We start from the raw sequence: 19,403 nt of genomic DNA, 5'->3' as shown, positions 1-19,403 counted from the left end.
TTTAAAAAGACGAGGAGCGGTTTGATGAGTAATGAATTTGAACTTGAAGTGGCTCACTTGAACTTTACGGTGAACTTCTTAAGAGCATACAACGCGAGTTTGAATCAGCAGCAGAACAAAACCTCTACTGATATTTTGGCCACACGTAAAATGCTCAACGACGATGTATCGAATACATTCGATTTTGAAGACGGGAATGTCATGGATTTCATCTCGATGCTGCCTGAAATGCGTCTGACAGAATCGACTTACAATCATATAGAGAAGATGCGTGACGTCACTGCGCGCATGATTAAAAAACCATATTTCGGCAGGCTGACTGCAGACGGGGAGCCGATTTATATCGGCAGTGCGACCATCCAGGACAATAATCAGGATATATTGATCTACGACTGGCGTTCACCGGTTGCGAGCCTCTTTTATGAAAACAGAGTGGGCGAACTGTCGTATACCATCCCCGACGGTTCGAAAATAAAAACCGATGTCTCACTGCGCCGGCAGTTCCAGATTGAAAAAAGCGAACTGTTGAATATGTTCGACAGTGATCTGTATATCGGAGACGAAATGCTCCAGCAGCTGATTACGGATTCATCCAGGGCGAAGTTGAAAAATATTGTGGCGACGATTCAAAGTGAGCAGAATATCATCATCCGCCAGCCGCTGAATCAGAATACGCTTGTTTACGGCCCGCCGGGAAGCGGTAAGACGTCGCTTGCGATGCAGCGGATTGCCTATTTGATGTTCACGTACAGAAACCAGCTGAAAGCGGACAATATACTGCTGATGTCACCGAATGAGGTCTTCAATGACTACGTTTCTGATGTGCTGCCGGAGCTGGGGGAGGACAACGTCAAAAATATGACGTTTTACCGCATGCTGAATGAAGTGCCTTATTTCAACGGCCGCCAGTTTGAGTCTCTTGCAGATAATATACAAAGACTGAATGGCGAAGACGGTTATGCATACCGTTATAAAACATCGAAAGCATATTTTGATCACCTGAAGCAGTATATGGAAACATTAGGCGAGAGCGGCATGTATTTCAGAGATCTTAAATACGGAAAGAAAATCTTTATTGCCAAAGAGATGATCGACAAAGTATTCTATAATGACCTGTCGCAGCACCCGGTCTCCCGCCGGCTGCATAAAATCTATGAATATTTGCTGGATATGTATCAGCGCGAACTGAAGTGGCTGACCAGGAAGAAGTTTAAAGAACTGGATGAAAAGCGTGAATATATCGGTGAAAAGGAAGAGCTGCAGAAAATGGCGAATGATTATGCAACGAAGACGCTTGCGAGAATCCATCAGCAGATCCGAAAGTTCAGGTTCGTCCAGCTTGAAAAGCTTTATGTCAAATCGATCACCGACAAAGCAGTGAGAAGTGAAACGATAGAAAACGTCAAACGCAATAATTTCATGTATGAAGATATTGCGCCGATGATGTATCTTTACATTCATGTTCTTGATGCTTCCGATAAGAAGATGCGGCATGTGATCGTTGATGAAGTCCAGGATTATTCCAATATCCAGTATGCCGTGATGACGGATTACTACAGTAAAGCGACGTTTACGAGCCTGGGTGATAAAAACCAGCAGATCCATCCGGTCGGCAGTGAAGATCTGGTTGTAGATGATCATCACATGATGAAACTTCAGAAATCATACCGTTCGACGAATCAGATCAATGATTATTTGAATACGATCGTACCCGGCGGTATAGAATCAGTATCCGTCGACGGTCAGGGTGTGCAGTTCATCCGTGCAGAAGATGAAGCGGCACAGATCAGAGCGATGATTGCTGAAAACCTGCCGGAACAGATGGCGATTATCACATCGTCAAGAAAAGCGGCGGATGAAATGTATGAGCAGCTGAAAGATGATGTTCCCGGTCTGAAGAACCTGCAGGAAGTGGATACCATCTATAACCAGGATTATCTGGTGCTCCCGTATTATTTATCTAAAGGCTTTGAATACAATACTGTCATCATTACCGAATCGGCATTTTATGATGATCTGCCGCTGATCAAATATGTACTGGCGTCACGTGCAACGAGAAATTTATATTTACTCAACTGATAAAATCCGGTGAAGAGCAGAGGCTCTTCACCGGATTTTAATTTACAATATTGTAATTTCAATTCTGCAGCCTCTAACTTTATATTAAGAGTCAGTTTCCATATTTAATATTCGACTGGATTCTCTCAAGTGTGCCGAGAATGCTGAGGGCCGCCAGGGCACTCGTTTTTGGATTTTCGGGCAGCGGTTCATTTTTAATCGTTAATTCTGCTTCGCCGAAATCGCCGGAAAGTTTTATATGGTGAATATTCTTATCGGCTGCGGGATCGGCAATCAGTCTGACATCAGTATGATTAATACCCAGACCCGCCAGAGAGAGAATGATGGAGACATTCATGTTTTTAGGGAATTTTTCAATGGCCTCTACAGCTTTGCCTTCAAATACAATCTGTTCTTCGTGGATTTCTTCATCAGTTAATGATGCTGCGGGTTTACGGGTGGTCAGCTGTACACTGTTCAAATCACCATGTGATTTTGCATTTTGAATCAGATCGAGCCCGCCGATGGCGCCGGACGGCAGATGCAGCTGATGGCCATAATCTTCAGTAAGGCGAACCGTTTCAGACAGCAGTTTCTCATCAACGAGTGCCCCGACGCTGATCAGCATCACATCTTTTTTCTTCAGAACGTCCGGCAGTACAGACTGTACTGTCTGGACATTTGCCGCTTCAACGACCATATCGATATCAGACGACAGAAATTCATCAATATCTGTAAAGAGCTTTATATCATATTCCGACTCCAATGATTGGTATTTCTCCCTGTTCCTCACCAGAATACTTTTTATATTCAGTGCAGGGTGGTTTTCTTTATTAACCTTCTTTAATAAATATTGTCCGATGGCACCGGAACCGATTAAACCAATATTCATGTTATCTCCTCCGTATAAATCTTCATATACAAGTTTAGATGTTAATATCAGAGTTTACAATAAACAGAATTGAAACTGGAAACTGTGAATTCATTTAAATAAAACAGGGCTTCGATCAGCCAATTTCCATTGAAGCAGAAACTTCTGCAAATATGGTAATGAAAATTGATATACATAAAGAGAGATTAAAGTACTTGCGGATCCAAAAGAAAGACCGCCTAATACATCTGACGGGAAATGAGCGCCTAAATAAATTCTTGAAAGCATCACGAAACCGATAATCAATGAAGCAGTTGCTGCAATTATTATTTTTTGTGAGGTTTTTTTAGCCAAGGTAATAAAAGTGAATCCAAGTAATCCATAGAAGACGGTGGAGAGGGTGGAATGTCCGCTTGGAAAACTTTGTGACTGCTCTGTTGCAATCACCAGAATATCAGGCCGCTCACGTCCAACAAAAATTTTTATAAATGTAAGTATTACGGTACTAAAAAGGACTGTGCCGCCTAACCATAATCCTGCAGCATACCATTTTCTAAGAAATAGAAAAACAGTGACAAGTATGGTTAGAAAAATGATTTCACGCACACCGCCGATGTCGGTTAATATCGATACAACAGCAGTCAGAGGCGGTGTGATAAAAGACTGAATGAAATTGATCCATGTGATATCAAAAGTGTATACCCATTGTTTTTCAGTGATGACTCCAATGGAAATACCTAAAAATATCAATAAAAATATGCATCCTGTAACGCCGGAAAATCTTCTCATATATGTACTTCTTTCTAAATGATTATTGTGGAACGGATTCATCTAATCTACCACACTTATAATATTGATTACAGGTACGTTGGTGGTAATGTTTATGTCACTCATATTTTACCGTAATAATTAATGATAAATCCAGACTAAAACGCATTCATTGAGCCCGGGTGTTTTATTTTTACATTTATCGTGTTATCATGGCTAAGTTCGAAGGTAAACGGATGCTCATCTGTTTATACACATACTGTTTTGAATCCGGGTCTGAAGAACGGGTATGACATGAAGTTATTCTCAGTCTATAGGTCTTTTTTTAATGCTTATTTTTATTAACCGGCTCTTATTTCCGTAAAGGAAAAATATCAGAGTTTTATCTGTATAGTAGGGTATGTGTAATTAAAGGTTGTAATTTTATAAGGAGGTCTACTAATGAAAGGTAAGTCACAGGTTACGCCTGTCTTTTATATTTCACTTGCAATTGCGATTGTCTTCATTCTTTGGGGTGTGATTGCACCGGGCAATGTAGAGACGGTATTAGGTTTTATCAACGATTTTATCTCGAATAACTTTGGCTGGGTCTATATGGTGGCAATGACAGGATTCGTCCTGTTCGCATTATTCCTGGTGATCAGTCCATACGGTAAAATCAGACTGGGAAAACAGAATGAAAAACCCCAGTATAAATATTTTACATGGTTCTCATTCCTGTTTACTGCCGGTATGGGTGTCGGTCTGGTGTTCTTCGGTGTAACCGAACCGCTGACACATTTCCATAGTCCGCCGTCTGTCGAAGGCGGGACTGCCGCAGCAGAAAGAGAAGCGCTGCAGTATACATTATTCCACTGGGGTTTCCATCCGTGGGCAGTGTATGCAGTAGTTGGTCTGGCGCTTGCGTATTTCAACTTCAGACATAAAGCGCCGCTGCTCATGAGTTCATCACTTGTACCGTTGATCGGTGACCGCCGTGCCAACGGCTGGATGGGTAAAAGTGTGGATGTTCTTGCAGTTTTCGGTACGATTTTCGGTATCGCGACTTCACTCGGTCTCGGTGCTACGCAGATAACTGCAGGACTCAGCTACAGTTTTGATTTCATAGAAAATAATATCCTGACTCAGACGATAGTGATTCTGTTGATTACAGTGGCATTTGTCACTTCGGCATCGACCGGTCTGAATAAAGGGATCCGTTACTTGAGTATAGGGAACGTAATCATTGCAATCGCACTGATGCTTTTCGTATTCGTCTTCGGGTCAACAGTTACAATGTTCGAAGCGTTTCTGACGAATGCAGGAAACTATATACAGAATCTGCCGAGCATGACGCTTGGGATGAGTTCATTTGAAGGCGATAGAGGCTTCTTGAACGATTGGACATTGTTCTACTGGGCATGGTGGATCGGCTGGTCTGCTTTCGTCGGAAGTTTCATCGCACGTATTTCACGCGGCAGAACCATCAGGGAATTCATTCTTGGTGTTATCGGAGTTCCTGTTGCATTCAGTGCGCTCTGGTTCGCAATTTTCGGTGTAGCCGGGATGGAATCAGACAGCTTGATGGGCGGTGGACTGTACAGCCTGATTTCAGAGCAGGGTAATGAAGTGGCTCTGTTCGCATTCCTGGAAAACTATCCTGCTGCTGCAGTGGTCATGGGTATCGCAATCATACTGATTGCTTCATTCTTCGTGACTTCCGCAGACAGTGGTACTTTCGTACTGGGTATGCTCACGACGGGCGGTTCATTGAATCCATCACTCAGAGTCAAACTGATCTGGGGTGCAATCCTTTCAGGTACTGCACTCGTACTGTTGTTCTCAGGCGGACTGAGTGCATTGGAAATGGCGATGCTGATTGCTGCATTCCCATTCACCCTGGTTGTCGTGCTGCTCGCAATTTCACTCTTTAAAGCGTTGAGAAGCGAATTCAAAATTATAGAGCTTGAAAGAAAGCAGCTCATTTATGAGCCGGGCTACCGTGAAGAAACGGAAGAAGAGCTGGAAGAAAGAATCGAGGCATTCAGAGCCACTCTGCCGGAGCAGGTTGCACCTGATATAGAAGATGAAGACGATGAAGTTGTCACAGCAGATGATGAAACAGATAAAAATGAAAATGAAGATAAATAATCCTCGAAAAAAGTGAGTGTCCAAGTCGGACACTCACTTTTTTATAATGTTTCAAATTCTTTTTCGGAAATGACCTGTATGCCGTTCTTTTCCAACAATGCAGTGGTCACGCCGACACCCCGGACTTTATTGCCGCTGAAAGTGCCGTCGTATATGAAAGAACTGCCGCATGACGGACTGTTTTCTTTCAGAACAACCATGGAAGGTTCGAATTCTTTGAAGACATTCAATGTTTCATAAGCGCCTTTTAAAAACTGTTCTGTCACATCTTTGCCGGAGGTGTCCACGATTTTTGATTTCCCTTCAAGCACATCATGGCCGTCTCCGTTTTCAATTTCTGCAGGGAGTCTTGGAGTGGTCAGTCCTCCGAATACCTCCGGGCAGACGGCAATCGCCTTACCTTCATCCATCAGTCTGCTGATTTTTTCATTTAAACTGTTGTCTCCGTCATATCTGACATTCTGTCCAACCAGGCATGCACTCACCAATATCATATGATCACCTATGTTATAAAAGTTATTGTAAGTATAGTATCATAATTTTAAGAAAATAAAGTTGTATTACTTATTAATTTGCAGGTGAAAAAATGATGGATATTAAAGACAAGTTTTTCAAGGACGGTAAACTGGTGCAGATTCCGAGGAAGGAAAAGATGAAACTTCAGCTGTTTGATGAGCTGATCAAGGATTTTGATCGCAATCATATATATAAGGAAAAAGAGGTTAATGGAATTTTAAAGGAAATCTATCCCGACTATGCGATATTAAGAAGGTACCTGGTGGATTATCAGTACTTGAAACGTGAAGATGACGGCAGTCAGTACCGGGTGGATACGGACGTGACTTTGAAATATTATGATGATTCCTTTTATGGGAATTTGGAGAAATATGTGCTGACTGAAGCGCATGAGTATTATTCAGCAACACCGCTTGATGCCCTGAAAAGCTGTGAAAACATTGAAGGAAGAAACTTGGTCCTGATCATCCAGAGGCGTCAGGTCGCGGGGGTGTTTATTTTACAGAGCGGGGATATTGTTCAGAAATATACCACTAATCCAAATGCGCTCGTGATGTTCAATTATTCAGTTGACTCCACTAAACAAGGACACGGCGTTGCGACAGCTTCCTTCCGTGAGCTGGATGATTTTGTGAATGAAAATTACGAGGGGGTGGATGAAGTTGTGCTCGGTGTCAATGTGAAGAATGAAGTAGCTCAGCATGTCTACAAAAAAGGCGGATTTACAGACACCGGCCACAGTTTTATCGGGCCCCTCGGCAGACAGATAATTATGAGCAGGGAAATCAGGGCGTAACAGGATTGTGGGCGGCTGAATTCCGAGTATCTTCGGGATTTCATCGGACTGGCTCGTTTTTTGATGTATGAATCCGTTTATCTTCGGGATTTCATCCGACTTGCTCGTTTTTGATGTCTGAATTCCGAGCATCTTCGGGATTTCATTAGACTTGCTCGTTTTTTGATGTCTGAATTCCGAGTATCTTCGGGATTTCATCGGACTTGCTCGTTTTTGATATCTGAATTCCGAGTATCTTCGTATTTCATCCGACTTGCTCGTTTTTGATGTCTGAATTCCGAGTATCTTCGGGATTTCATCGGACTTGCTCGTTTTTGATGTCTGAATTCCGAGTATCTTCGGGATTTCATCGGACTTGCTCGTTTTTGATGTATGAATTCCGAGTATCTATAAGATTTTACAAGACTTGCTCGTCTCACCCTCGCCCTCACCATCACTCAGATTTTACCGGTGGCCAAAAGATCACATCCAGCACGGGAGAGTAGTGGGCGGCGGCGGGCTCTCCTTTTATGTCGCCGGGCAGGAGGGAGTTGATCGAGTCCGGATTGTAATCTATGGAGACATCGGCGAGCTTCCATTTCAAATGATGGATACCGATATGGATGACAGTACCGCGGATTGTTTTATACAGCCTGTACCTCTCAAACAGCCAGTGGTCCAGTGTGCCTTCCTCCGCTGGTGCAGCACTGGAAAGCACTTTATATCTTGCCTCAAAATATGCTTTATCATTATGTCGGCGCTTGCTGGAATAGTGCATCCAACCATGTTTCTCCTTTCTTTTCATCTTCGCCTTATAGTAAGGGAGTGTCACAGCTCTCGCACCGAGCACCGGCATGATTTTTTCGGCATCCAGACTGAAGAAATAAACACCGGGGATCCCTTTGTGCTTAACGTAAGTCCTCACATTCAGCTCCAAAAATTCATGAAAGTACGGAAATTTTGGCTTGTTTCTGAGTTTCAGTTTTCGAATATGGAACGGGAAGATCGAAATCCAGGCTTGACCGTCATATAAATCGACTGCCAGTTCCTGCGGGACATGGGGCAGGAGCTCTTCTGGGTCGACGGGTATATGCATACAAACTAAATCCTCCCATTTTTGATACATCGTCCACGGATAGTCAGGCAGCGGGGCAGTTCTGTGTTCAATATAGTTTAATAAGTCATTCACAATTATCAGCCTCCGTCTTTATAGGACAATATCCGTTAAATGGATTTTATAAACTGAATATATAATATTATGAAAGTCTATAAGAGATGCGTTTACACAATTTTAAACAGGGAACTATTCCAGTAAAAGGATGGAGGGATATCATGAAGCAATGGGCATTTATTCCAATGTTCATATTGGTTTTAGTATTGGCTGCATGCGGCACCGGTGAAGAATCCGGGGAAGGTGCGGATGAAGGCAGCGACGAAGGTGCCACACAGGAGGCATCTGAAGAGATTGAAGTGACGATGTATGATACTGATGAAGCGGAAATGGGTACAGCTACATTTTCTGAAGCGGATGACGGGCTGACGATTGCACTGGAGGCCGAGGGCCTGGAACCGGGAACACATGGTATGCATATTCATAATGCAGGTATGTGTGAAGGTCCTGATTTTGAATCTGCCGGCGATCACTTCAACCCGACAGATGCATCGCACGGTTTTGACCATGAGGACGGACCGCATGCAGGTGATCTTGAGAATATAGAAGTGGATGAAGACGGTACTGTATCGACAGAAGTGCCGGCTGAAAACGTCACGATTCTGGATGAAGAAGTAGACACATCACTGCATACGGCAGAAGGTACTGCTTTGATCATTCATTCGGGTGAAGATGACTATGAATCACAGCCGTCGGGTGATGCCGGAGATCCGGTGGCTTGTGGTGTGATTGCAGAACCTCAGGAATAAAATAAAGTTGGATGGAGCAGAACCTTATGGGTTTTGCTCTTTTTTATACTTCGATCAATGTCAAAAGCGCTGATGTATCTCTAATACAGATATCCATCATCTTTTATAATCATTTTACATATACATATGTAAGCGCTTAAAATGGAGTCATATACAATATCAAGGCATTATTTTTTGCCTCGGGGAGTGATGGAATTGACAAAGCATTATGAAGTGATTGTAGTTGGAGCAGGCTCGATGGGGATGGCAGCAGGTTATTATCTGGCGGAACAGGGTGTACGTACATTGATGATTGACGCGTTCGATCCGCCGCATGAGAACGGCAGTCACGCAGGAGAGACGCGCCTGATCCGCCATGCATGCGGAGAAGGGCTTGAATATGTACCGCTTGCACTGCGTGCTCAGGAATTATGGGATGACCTGCAGACTAAAACCAATGAAAGAATATTTACAAAAACAGGCGTTGTGACATTTGGACCAAGTGAATCTTTGTTTGTCCAGACGGCAATCGACGGCGGTCATAAATATAAGCTTAACTTTGAAACATTGTCAGCAGATGAAATCAATGCAAGATGGCCGGGCATCACGGTGCCCGACGGTCAGATCGGCTGTTATGAGCCGGACGCGGGCATGCTGTTTTCTGAGAATTGCATCCGTACATTCAGACGTCTCGCTCTCGATAAAGGTGCAGAACTGAAAGTCAATTCACCGGTCATGAACATCGATATTCTTGATGATTCCGTCAAAGTGGATACGGCAGAAGAATCATTCACAGCAGATAAACTGATCATCTCCGGCGGCGCGTGGAATAAAAAGATACTCGATGACCTGGATATGAAAATACGCATCCAGCCATCCAGACAGACCATCGCATGGTTTGATTCCGACGATGTACTGTACAAGGCAGACGATTTCCCCGGCTTCTTTGCGGATGTGCCGACAGGCGTCTATTACGGTTTCCCTTCGATTGACAGCGGAGGTTTGAAAATCGGCCGTTATGACAACGGGGAAGACATAGATCCGGCATACTACAACAAGCAGTTCGGCACATCTGAAAGAGATGAAGCGGATATACGCGGTTTCCTCGGAGACTACATGGAAGCTGCGAACGGCAGCATCAACGTCGGGAAAACATGTTTGTTCACGAACACACCCGATGAAAACTTCATCATTGATAAACATCCGGCACATGACCACGTTGCGATTGCTGCAGGATTTTCCGGGCATGGCTACAAATTTTCAAGCGCAGTCGGTGAAGTATTGAGTGAACTGGTCACTTCCGGAGAGACAAAGCAGGATATTTCACTCTTTAAAGCCACACGTCCGAGTCTGCAGCCTGAAAATGAAGGTCAAGTTTATTTCAAAGCGAGAGGGAAGTGATTTTTTGCAGACACACATTGAATTTCTGCAGTCGCTGATCAGGATAGACAGTACCAATCCGCCGGGTAATGAACATCGGGTGGTTGAGCAGTTCATCCGTAGAAGCGAAGCGGCAAATCTTCATTATGAAGTGACTGAACTCGAAGATGACAGGAGCAATTTCTCTGTGACACTGAAAGGCAGTGATGAAGACAAAGGAAAACTACTGTTGTCCGGACATACGGATACTGTGAAGATCGGCTCTGCTGAGTGGGATCACGGACCGTTTGATGCAGAGATTGATAACGGCAGAATGTACGGCAGAGGTACGACAGACATGAAAAGCGGCCTTGCTGCATTGTACCTGGCTGTTGAATCTCTCCATAAGGAAGGCGTCAAGCTGAAAAGAGATGTTGAATTTCTGGCAACTGCCGGTGAAGAAGTCGACTCTGTCGGTGCGGAACATTATGTGAATACGGTGGGGATGAAAGATGTGGAGGCCATTGTGATTGCCGAACCGACAAGCGGTAAAGTCGTTGCGGGTCACAAAGGTGCACTGTGGATTGAAGTGACATTGACCGGAAAAACAGCACACGGGGCGATGCCTGAAGAGGGCATCAATGCTGTAGAGGCGATGGGAAAAGTGATTGGCCTGGTCGAGGAACTGAAAGAAGAGTGGTTGGAAGAAAAGGCACCGCTCGGGAGAAGCAGTGTATCCGCCAACATGATTTCCGGCGGCATCCAGACAAATGTCATACCCGATCAATGCACATTGAATGTGGATATACGCACAATTACCCCGAACATTCATGATGCACTTTATAAGGAGTTCGATGAAAGGCTGAACAGCTTGTTTTCAGGCGAAGGTCAGCCGGAAGTCAGCTCTAAGGTGGTGCTTGACAGAGCAACAGTACTGACGGATGAAGACGCGACCATCATCCGGGATGCACTGGAAAGTTCTGGGATGGAATCAGTCGGCGGTGTGTCCTATTATACTGATGGCTCCGTATTGAATCCGGACAGTAAAATTCCGACATTGATCTACGGGCCGGGCATCGAAACGCTGGCACACCAGCCGAATGAGTATGTGGAAGTCGAAGCATTTGAAAGTTCCATAGAGTTCTATAAGAAATTGATTGAAAAATATGCAGGTTAAAATAAAGTGACGGTATATCTGATTGATAGATGTACCGTCACTTTTTTGTGAGGTTTGCCCGACAGGAACACTCTATTAAACCGGACTTTTTATTAACATCTACAAAGTGATTTTGTGTATAATACTGTTCAAATGAAATGAACGGGGCGGTATTATGGAATTCAAAGATTTGCAGATTTTCCAAAGTGTCAGTGAACATGGCAGCATCAGCCGTGCAGCGAAATCATTAAATTATGTCCAGTCATATGTCACTGCCCGCATCAAGGCATTAGAAGCAGAGCTCAATACACAATTATTCCTGCGCCACAGAAAAGGGACGACATTGACTTCAGAAGGTAAGAAGCTTGAGGGTTATGCAGAGCAGATAATGAAAACGATGGACGATATCAATAAAGCATTCCATGACACGGATGAGCCTTCAGGCAGGCTGAATATCGGCACGGTCGAAACGATCACCAGGCTGCCGGATGTGTTATCGATGTATCGCAGGTCCTATCCTGATGTGTCATTGTCCATCGACAGTGATGTCACGGATAAAATTGTGGGGAAAGTGGCGGACAAAAAACTGGATTGTGCCTTTGTGGCAGGGCTTGTAAGTCATCCATCAATCAACAAAGCCGAGTTATTCAAAGAGAAGCTGATGCTCGTATACAGGGACAAAGCGGCTACAGAGGATGATTTGAAAGATATGCCGATGCTGGTGTTTAAAGAAGGCTGCAAATACAGAAGAAACCTCGAGAGATGGTTGAATGATGAGAATGTTGAAGAGGCGGCTATTGTAGAATTCGGCACATTGGAAACAATTATAGGCAGTATAAAATCCGGCCTCGGAATCAGCCTGGTACCTGAGTCGACGGTGAAGGGAGATCTGGAAAGGGGAGAACTCTACGGTTATGAATTGTCTTCGAAATATAGTGAAATCTCCACAGATTTCATCTGGCATAAGGAATCTTATATGACCACGGCGATGAATAAGTTCTTACAAACCGTTCAGGAATACAGGGACGATCATGTTTCCTGACGCCTCTGTGTGTAATTATCCTGCATTAAAATCCAGGTCTGTCTCTTTTTATTTTATCGTTATTTACCCAATTTTGTTTTTATTACTTAAAGTACATCGATACATTATGTCGCAAGTCCTATCGAAGCGTTTTCATATTTTGAATCTGTTAAAGCTTTAACGATAAAGTGTGCTACATCTGCACGCGGTATAGAACTGGATTTAGCGGGCACACCTGACACATTTTCTCTGTATTTACCTTCATGCCTTCAACAATATTCTCCGTCATATTTTGAAGTTCTTTTGATTTTTTCATGCCTTTGCTTGATTAGAGACATGATACCACCGAATCATGGCCGGCATCCAAACTCTGCTGCATAACTGATTGACCCACGCCACCAGTAGCTCCAAAGACAATAATTTTCATAATAATTCTCCTGTTCTTCTTGAATATTAAAATATTCATTCTTACTTGTTATTTTACTTCTTTTGCTATACTATATGTAATATTTTCCACAGAAGTATATTCAGCAGATTCATTTTTTCGATGAAATTTGCTGCAATAGTTAGAATTCAAATCATGTATAATACTTTCTGGCAGCTTTTATATAATATTAAGGAGTAAAATTATGAATGACCATTTAAAAATCTTAATAATAGAGGACGATCTGAGTATTGTGGAACTTCTTAAACTTTATTTGGAACAAGCCGATTATAATATTATCGTAGCTGTGGACGGAGAAGAAGGTCTGGAAAAGTATTATAATGAACAGCCGGATTGTATACTCTTGGATTTAATGCTGCCTGAAATGGACGGCCTTGAGATATGCAGGATGATTCGCCTGGACGACCGCTCGATCCCCATCATAATGCTGACCGGGAAAGGTGAAAGTTACGATATTATCAATGGGCTTAACACAGGGGCTGACGATTATGTGGTTAAACCTTTTGACCCCAATGAACTAATGGCTCGTATAAAATCGGTTCTGAGGCGGACCGATAACATGCGTGAGGACAATGATATTTTAAAAGTATGCGGAATGACAATTAGTTTAAGCGAGCATAGATTAATTATTAATAATGTTGAATATTTTTTGGCACCGAAAGAAATAGAGCTGCTTCACTATCTTATTTCCTTTCCAAATCAGATTTTATCCAGACAGCAGATCCTTGATAATGTCTGGGGCACCGGTTTTGAAGGTGATAATCGAACGCTCGATGTGCATATTAAAAGACTGCGCGATAAACTGCTTGATGCCGGGGCAAAAGTCGGCATTAAAACTATCAGGGGTATCGGCTACAGATTAGAGGCTGATGATAATGAATAATAAAAACTCGATATTTAAAAAAATGTTTGTAAATTATTCTATTATCATCATCATTTCATTTTTAATTTTTATCACATTATTTGTATTCCTTATTCATAACAGCTTATACAATAATTTTGCTGATACGTATAATCATCAGCACGTCCAGATAGAACAGTATATTGACGAAGAAGGCCGCCTGCCAGATACAGATTCATTCATCAGCCATTATGATTATGATATTCATATCACTGATGCTTCAAACGATGAAGAATCGGACAATCTGCCTCCCTATCTTGAGGGCGTCCTGCAGGACATTCAGACATCCGGAGAAAAAGTGACTGAAAATGATCGTTATAATGGAGAATTGCATTATATTATAGGAGCTCCTATTGAAGTTGAAATAGAATCATATAATAATCCTGTATTCATAATGGCTTTCAGCAATCTGGATCATACATATCGAGAATTTATTATTATTATACTGCTCACTTTATTTATAACTTTAGTTATCGCAACTTTTATTATTTGGATTATATCCAAGAAGATTACTGCACCTTTATTAAAATTAAATGAGACCGCTCTTGAATATGCTAAAGGCAATTTTACAGTGAAAGTTCATCATCACTCAAACGATGAGATTGGAAAACTTTCTTCTACATTTAATTATATGGCGGGTGAATTGAATCAGCTGGAGGAGCGGCGCAGAGAGTTTCTTTCCAATGTGTCACATGACCTCCGCACACCTCTCACGTCACTGAAAGGTTTCTTAATTGCTTTTCAGGACGGTACCATCCCGGATAGTAAAAAAGACTACTACTACCATTTGATGGAACGTGAAACTGAACGGATGATTAAAATGGTGAATGATACTTTGACGCTGTCACATCTGGAAGAAAGTCATATGCCGCTCAACCGTACAGGATACAGCCTTACAGAACAGGTGCAGGAGATTATTTCAAAAGCTGAACCGATTTACCAGAAAAAGAATTTAAAGATGAAATTCAACGACAATAATGATAATAATATCGTTTATGCAGATCGGGAAAAAATGGAGCAGGTCATTATCAACCTGCTTCAGAATGCAGTTAATTTTTCCAAAATGAATGAGCAGATTATTATCAATGTCTGCAGCAGCGGGGATAAAGTCTACTTTACAATTACAGATACAGGCTCAGGTATTAAAGAAGAAGACATAAGCAGAATATGGGAAAGATTTTATAAAGCTGATGTTGCAAGAACTGATCGCTCCGGCACCGGTATCGGACTTGCAATCGTTAAATTAATTGTAGATTTGCACGGTTTTGAGATTAGTGTGACCAGTAACAAAGAGAGTGGAACAACATTTAAAATTACAATGAGAAACAGTAAATAAAGAACAGTACTCCCGTTAACCTTTCATTAACATTGCTTTGTTATAATTTCAAAGGTGAGATTTTAAAACAAGTTTATTTCATAAATATGAAAGGTGATGCAAATGTTTCTGGCTTTGAAAGAGTTAAAACACAGTAAATGGCGATTTACAATGATCGGTATGATTCTTGTATTAATTGCGTGGCTGGTATTTATTTTATCCGGACTCGGTAATGGGCTGGCTAATCTGAGTGCTGCAACATTCAAAAATATGGATGCGGATTATGTCGTGTTCGAAGAAGGTGCGCGGGATTCCATGAACCGCTCATTGTTACCTGAAGATCTGATTAATGATTTAATGGAAGAAAATAATGTGGGGGATGCCACTGCGATGAGCAGCAATGTTGCTGTAGTACTAAAAGCAGGAGAAGACAGCGACAGCAGTAAAATGGATGTATCTATACTTGGTATTGAACCAGGTTCATTTTTAGAACCTGAATTAATCGAAGGCGATGCACTTGATTCTAATAAAGAAAATCAGGTCATTGTAAATGATACCTTACAGAATGACGGTGTTGATATCGGTGATACGCTTGAAATTGAAGGTTCACCTGAAACACTGGAAGTTGCAGGATTCGTAGAGAACGAAACGTTTAACCATTTACCTGCAATATTTACGGTAACTGATAAATGGAGAGAAATTGCACTGGCTGCACCTGGTGCTGATCAGGGTATTGAAAATCCTGTACAGGCTATTATGCTCCAGGGGGAAAACATTGATGCTGAATCACTGGAACAAAACATAGATGGTGTGGATGTTGTAAGTAAACAGGATGCGATTAACGGTCTGCCTGGGTACACAGCTGAAACAGGTACGATTAATATGATGCTTGGCTTCTTGTTTGTAATTTCTGCATTTGTCATTTCAGTATTTTTCTATGTACTTACATTGCAAAAAGTACATCAGTTTGGTGTGATGAAAGCAATCGGTGCCAGCAACGGATTTCTTGCTAAGACCATTGTTTCACAAGTGACGATTGTTGCATTACTCGGTATCCTGGCAGGAGTGGGTCTAACTTACCTGACTGCGCTCGTATTCCCGGAAGATATGCCTTTCCTGCTTGATCCGGTAATTGTATTTACTTATGCATTTGTTCTGCTTGTGGTCGCAGTATTAAGTTCTTTAATTTCTGTAAGAAAGATCGCTAAAATTGATCCACTGCAGGCAATGGGGAGGGTTGAATAATGACAGGTATTGAATTTATTAATGTTTCCAAACAATTTGAAGAAGCCGGAGACAAAAAACTTACAGTATTAAACAATGTTTCCATGCAGGTAAATCCCGGGGAACTTGTTGCTGTGGTCGGTCCGTCAGGTTCCGGTAAGAGTACATTCTTATCTATAGCAGGTGCACTTCTTAAATCAACAGAAGGGGATGTTCTGATAGACGGTACAAATTTGAAAAATCTTTCCGGTAAAGAAATTTCTAAACTCAGACTGAATCACCTGGGCTTTATTTTACAAACATCTAATCTGATTCCTTACTTAAATGTAATGGATCAGCTGCTGATGGTTAAAAAAATGACCGGGAAAGTAACAAAAGAAGACCGCAAATTTGCCAAAGATCTGTTGAATGAAGTAGGGCTGGAATCAAAACTGAAAAAATTCCCTTCAGAATTATCCGGTGGTGAGCGCCAGCGCACTGCAATCGCAAGATCATTTATAAATAATCCAAATATAATTCTTGCTGATGAACCTACAGCAAGTCTCGATAGTAATCGTGCATTTGAAATTGTTCAACTCATCTCAAATGGAGTTAAAAAACATAACAAAGCGGCTGTTATGGTCACGCATGATGAACGTATGCTCGAGTACTGTGATCGTGTATATCAGATGAATGATGGTCAGCTTGAAGAAAGTTTATAAATCTGTATTTACTATAATAAAACCCACAAAAACGGCTTGGAAATCTTGAAATCAAGATTTCCAAGCCGTTTCTTTTATTCCATCAGGGCTTTTGGCCCAGTCAGTAAGTGAATTGAATTTATCTGTCCCATACCCTGTGGTTTTTAACATCTTCAAGGAAAGTATCCAAATCTGTTTCTATATTCGATACACCTTTGTCATTTTCTGAGAATGAAAGTTTGTCAAACGATGGGTTGCCGCCAAAGCCGATTGCTTTTTTGTGCTTGAAGGCAATTTCCAATTGTTCTATTACGGGCGCCTGGAGTTCTTCATCCCCGCGGATGACGATGATGGAATCAAAAAGAACAGAGTGGACGGTATCGAGTGTATCATCAATCATCGTATCGCCAATTTTATAGATCTTATCTGAAATGAAGCTGACCTGGAGACCTTTATCTTCAAGTTTTCTTCTTGTTTCAATCAACGTTTCTTCTTTGACTTCCGGCATGACTATAACACCCACTGTCCGTGTGTTAAGTGAGAAGTTGGTATTCATCATGCTGAGTGCCGGAGAACTTTTTTCATAAGTCGACTCCTCATTTTCCGCTGGCAGTTCAGCGCCGGTCTGGTCGGCAACATATTCCGCCAGATTACGGTCGATTTTGTTGATTAATTCTTTAAGGACGATATTTCTGATTTCCGCATCACATTTACCAAGTTCAAAGCTGAAGGCATCATAGAGATGCTGTTTCTCCGTTTGGGATAAAGAATTCAAGAACATTTTTGCCTGGCTGAAATGGTCTTTGAAACTTTCATGTCTTGCCTGTATCTTTCTTCCCTCGACCTTTTCCTGATAATGTTCATAGCCACCCTCTTCCGGGCTGGCAGGTTCCGGCTGATTATCGTTCATATAGTTTTTATGATGTGCAGTCTTTCCTTTATGGATGGACATCTGGCCGTAGCCGTCACGCTGGTTATTGGTGAATTCAGCTAACGGACGGTTAATTGGCAGCTGATGGAAGTTCGGCCCGCCAAGGCGGATCAGCTGTGTATCCGTATATGAAAATAATCTGCCCTGCAGCAGCGGATCATTTGAAAAATCAATGCCCGGCACGACACTGCCAGGGTGGAAAGCGACCTGTTCGGTTTCTGCGAAATAGTTATCTACATTTTGGTTCAAGCTCATCTTACCGACAATCTGTACGGGGACATCTTCTTCCGGCCACAGTTTTGTCGGATCCAGAATGTCGAAATCCATGTTGAATTCATCTTCTTCAGGGATGATCTGCAGCCCCAGTTCAAATTCTGCAGGATGACCGTTTTCTATATTCTCCCATAATGTCTGACGATTGAAGTCTATATTTTTACCATTGATAATCTGAGCTTCGTCCCATAGTACAGAATGCATACCGTCTACAGGTTTCCAGTGAAATTTGACGAAATGGCTCTTACCTTCTGCGTTGACAAGTCTGAAAGCATGGACACCGAAGCCTTCCATCATGCTGAAGCTTCTTGGAATCGCACGGTCACTCATCAGCCACATGACCATATGTGCGCTTTCGGTGTTTTGAGAAACCCAGTCCCAAAATGTATTGTGGGCTGAAGCAGCCTGAGGTATTTCATTATGGGGTTCAGGTTTAACCGCATGAACCATGTCGGGGAACTTGATTGCATCCTGCATAAAAAATACTGGCATATTGTTGGCGACAAGATCATAATTTCCTTCTTCCGTATAAAATTTCGTCGCAAAACCGCGGACGTCACGTGGAATGTCCATGGAGCCCCGGCTGCCGGCTACAGTTGAGAATCGTGTGAAAACAGGTGTTTTCTTTCCGGGTTCGGTCAGGAATTTTGCTTTTGTATATTTCTCCAATGATTCATAAACTTCAAATTCACCATGTACACCGAAACCTCTTGCATGGACGACACGTTCAGGAATTCTTTCATGGTCAAAATGTGTTATTTTTTCACGTAAATGAAAATCTTCCATCAAAGTGGGACCTCTCTCACCTGCTTTCAGAGAAAATTCATCTTCACTGACAGGAAGGCCCTGGTTTGTAGTAAGTGGTGCTTTCTTCGTATTATCTATGGTATCCCGTTCATTCAGTTCGTCTTTTTTCTTCGACATTAAAAAATCCCTCCTGAAATTTGAGTTATAGATTATTTACCCTTTAATTTATTGATATAACCTATAATTATATGTAAAATTCATATAAAATTTAATTTATTTGAAAAATTATATTAGTCCTGCAAATTATGCTGGAGACTCTGTTTATAAGAGGGTG

16 protein-coding genes are annotated in these 19,403 nt (G+C 42.1%); 11 read left to right on the top strand and 5 right to left on the bottom strand.

Annotated elements, in window-relative coordinates:
- Positions 1-24 precede the first annotated feature (24 nt).
- Positions 25-2,079, top strand: coding sequence for a HelD family protein (locus tag ACY8DT_RS05355; RefSeq protein ID WP_462421889.1), 2,055 nt, complete (start codon positions 25-27; stop codon positions 2,077-2,079).
- Positions 2,080-2,170: 91 nt separating this feature from the next.
- On the opposite strand, the gene nadX is transcribed toward ACY8DT_RS05355, so the two are convergent.
- Both nadX and ACY8DT_RS05345 read right to left on the bottom strand, forming a co-directional pair.
- The gene (gene nadX / locus ACY8DT_RS05350; protein WP_462421888.1) at positions 2,171-2,950 is read right to left on the bottom strand and encodes an aspartate dehydrogenase; all 780 of its coding nucleotides are present in this window, start codon (positions 2,948-2,950) and stop codon (positions 2,171-2,173) included.
- Between the two features lie 90 nt (positions 2,951-3,040).
- Positions 3,041-3,718 carry a phosphatase PAP2 family protein gene (locus tag ACY8DT_RS05345; RefSeq protein ID WP_462421887.1) on the bottom strand — a complete coding sequence of 226 codons (678 nt, stop codon included), beginning with the start codon at positions 3,716-3,718 and terminating at the stop codon, positions 3,041-3,043.
- A gap of 420 nt (positions 3,719-4,138) precedes the next feature.
- Between ACY8DT_RS05345 and ACY8DT_RS05340 the strand changes: the two genes are divergently transcribed.
- Positions 4,139-5,827: a BCCT family transporter gene (locus tag ACY8DT_RS05340; protein ID WP_462421886.1), complete on the top strand. Its 1,689-nt coding sequence runs from the start codon at positions 4,139-4,141 to the stop codon at positions 5,825-5,827.
- Between the two features lie 41 nt (positions 5,828-5,868).
- Here ACY8DT_RS05340 and ACY8DT_RS05335 read toward each other — a convergent pair whose 3' ends face one another.
- Complete coding sequence (locus ACY8DT_RS05335) at positions 5,869-6,321, bottom strand: 2-thiouracil desulfurase family protein (RefSeq protein ID WP_462421885.1); 453 nt, start codon at positions 6,319-6,321, stop codon at positions 5,869-5,871.
- A 92-nt stretch (positions 6,322-6,413) separates the two neighbouring features.
- Between ACY8DT_RS05335 and ACY8DT_RS05330 the strand changes: the two genes are divergently transcribed.
- Positions 6,414-7,139, top strand: coding sequence for a GNAT family N-acetyltransferase (locus ACY8DT_RS05330; RefSeq protein WP_462421884.1), 726 nt, complete (start codon positions 6,414-6,416; stop codon positions 7,137-7,139).
- 433 nt (positions 7,140-7,572) lie between these two features.
- Here the strand turns inward: ACY8DT_RS05330 and ACY8DT_RS05325 are convergent, their stop codons facing one another.
- Positions 7,573-8,307, bottom strand: a complete 735-nt coding sequence (locus ACY8DT_RS05325) for a YqjF family protein (protein WP_462421883.1) — start codon at positions 8,305-8,307, stop codon at positions 7,573-7,575.
- Between the two features lie 143 nt (positions 8,308-8,450).
- Here ACY8DT_RS05325 and ACY8DT_RS05320 point away from each other — a divergent pair, with 143 nt between their 5' ends.
- The 8 genes from ACY8DT_RS05320 to ACY8DT_RS05285 all read left to right on the top strand — a co-directional run bounded on the left by ACY8DT_RS05320 (position 8,451) and on the right by ACY8DT_RS05285 (position 17,139).
- Positions 8,451-9,038 (top strand): superoxide dismutase family protein, encoded by a 588-nt coding sequence (locus ACY8DT_RS05320; RefSeq protein WP_462421882.1) that lies wholly within the window; start codon positions 8,451-8,453, stop codon positions 9,036-9,038.
- Between the two features lie 195 nt (positions 9,039-9,233).
- Positions 9,234-10,418, top strand: coding sequence for an N-methyl-L-tryptophan oxidase (gene solA / locus ACY8DT_RS05315; protein ID WP_462421881.1), 1,185 nt, complete (start codon positions 9,234-9,236; stop codon positions 10,416-10,418).
- Positions 10,419-10,422: 4 nt separating this feature from the next.
- Positions 10,423-11,553 (top strand): M20 family metallopeptidase, encoded by a 1,131-nt coding sequence (locus ACY8DT_RS05310; protein WP_462421880.1) that lies wholly within the window; start codon positions 10,423-10,425, stop codon positions 11,551-11,553.
- Positions 11,554-11,707: 154 nt separating this feature from the next.
- Positions 11,708-12,574, top strand: a complete 867-nt coding sequence (locus ACY8DT_RS05305) for a LysR family transcriptional regulator (RefSeq protein ID WP_462421879.1) — start codon at positions 11,708-11,710, stop codon at positions 12,572-12,574.
- Between the two features lie 608 nt (positions 12,575-13,182).
- On the top strand, positions 13,183-13,881 hold the full coding sequence (locus ACY8DT_RS05300) for a response regulator transcription factor (RefSeq protein WP_462421878.1): 699 nt from the start codon (positions 13,183-13,185) through the stop codon (positions 13,879-13,881).
- On the top strand, positions 13,874-15,235 hold the full coding sequence (locus tag ACY8DT_RS05295; RefSeq protein WP_462421877.1) for a HAMP domain-containing sensor histidine kinase: 1,362 nt from the start codon (positions 13,874-13,876) through the stop codon (positions 15,233-15,235). Before ACY8DT_RS05300 ends, ACY8DT_RS05295 begins: the two co-directional genes overlap by 8 nt.
- A gap of 102 nt (positions 15,236-15,337) precedes the next feature.
- Positions 15,338-16,459 carry an ABC transporter permease gene (locus ACY8DT_RS05290; protein WP_462421876.1) on the top strand — a complete coding sequence of 374 codons (1,122 nt, stop codon included), beginning with the start codon at positions 15,338-15,340 and terminating at the stop codon, positions 16,457-16,459.
- Positions 16,459-17,139, top strand: a complete 681-nt coding sequence (locus ACY8DT_RS05285) for an ABC transporter ATP-binding protein (RefSeq protein WP_462421875.1) — start codon at positions 16,459-16,461, stop codon at positions 17,137-17,139. Before ACY8DT_RS05290 ends, ACY8DT_RS05285 begins: the two co-directional genes overlap by 1 nt.
- 118 nt (positions 17,140-17,257) lie before the next feature.
- On the opposite strand, the gene ACY8DT_RS05280 is transcribed toward ACY8DT_RS05285, so the two are convergent.
- Positions 17,258-19,246: a catalase gene (locus ACY8DT_RS05280; RefSeq protein WP_462421874.1), complete on the bottom strand. Its 1,989-nt coding sequence runs from the start codon at positions 19,244-19,246 to the stop codon at positions 17,258-17,260.
- Positions 19,247-19,403 lie beyond the last annotated feature (157 nt).

This window comes from Salinicoccus sp. Marseille-QA3875 (assembly GCF_054950095.1).
This window is presented reverse-complemented; position numbering and strand designations above follow the sequence as displayed.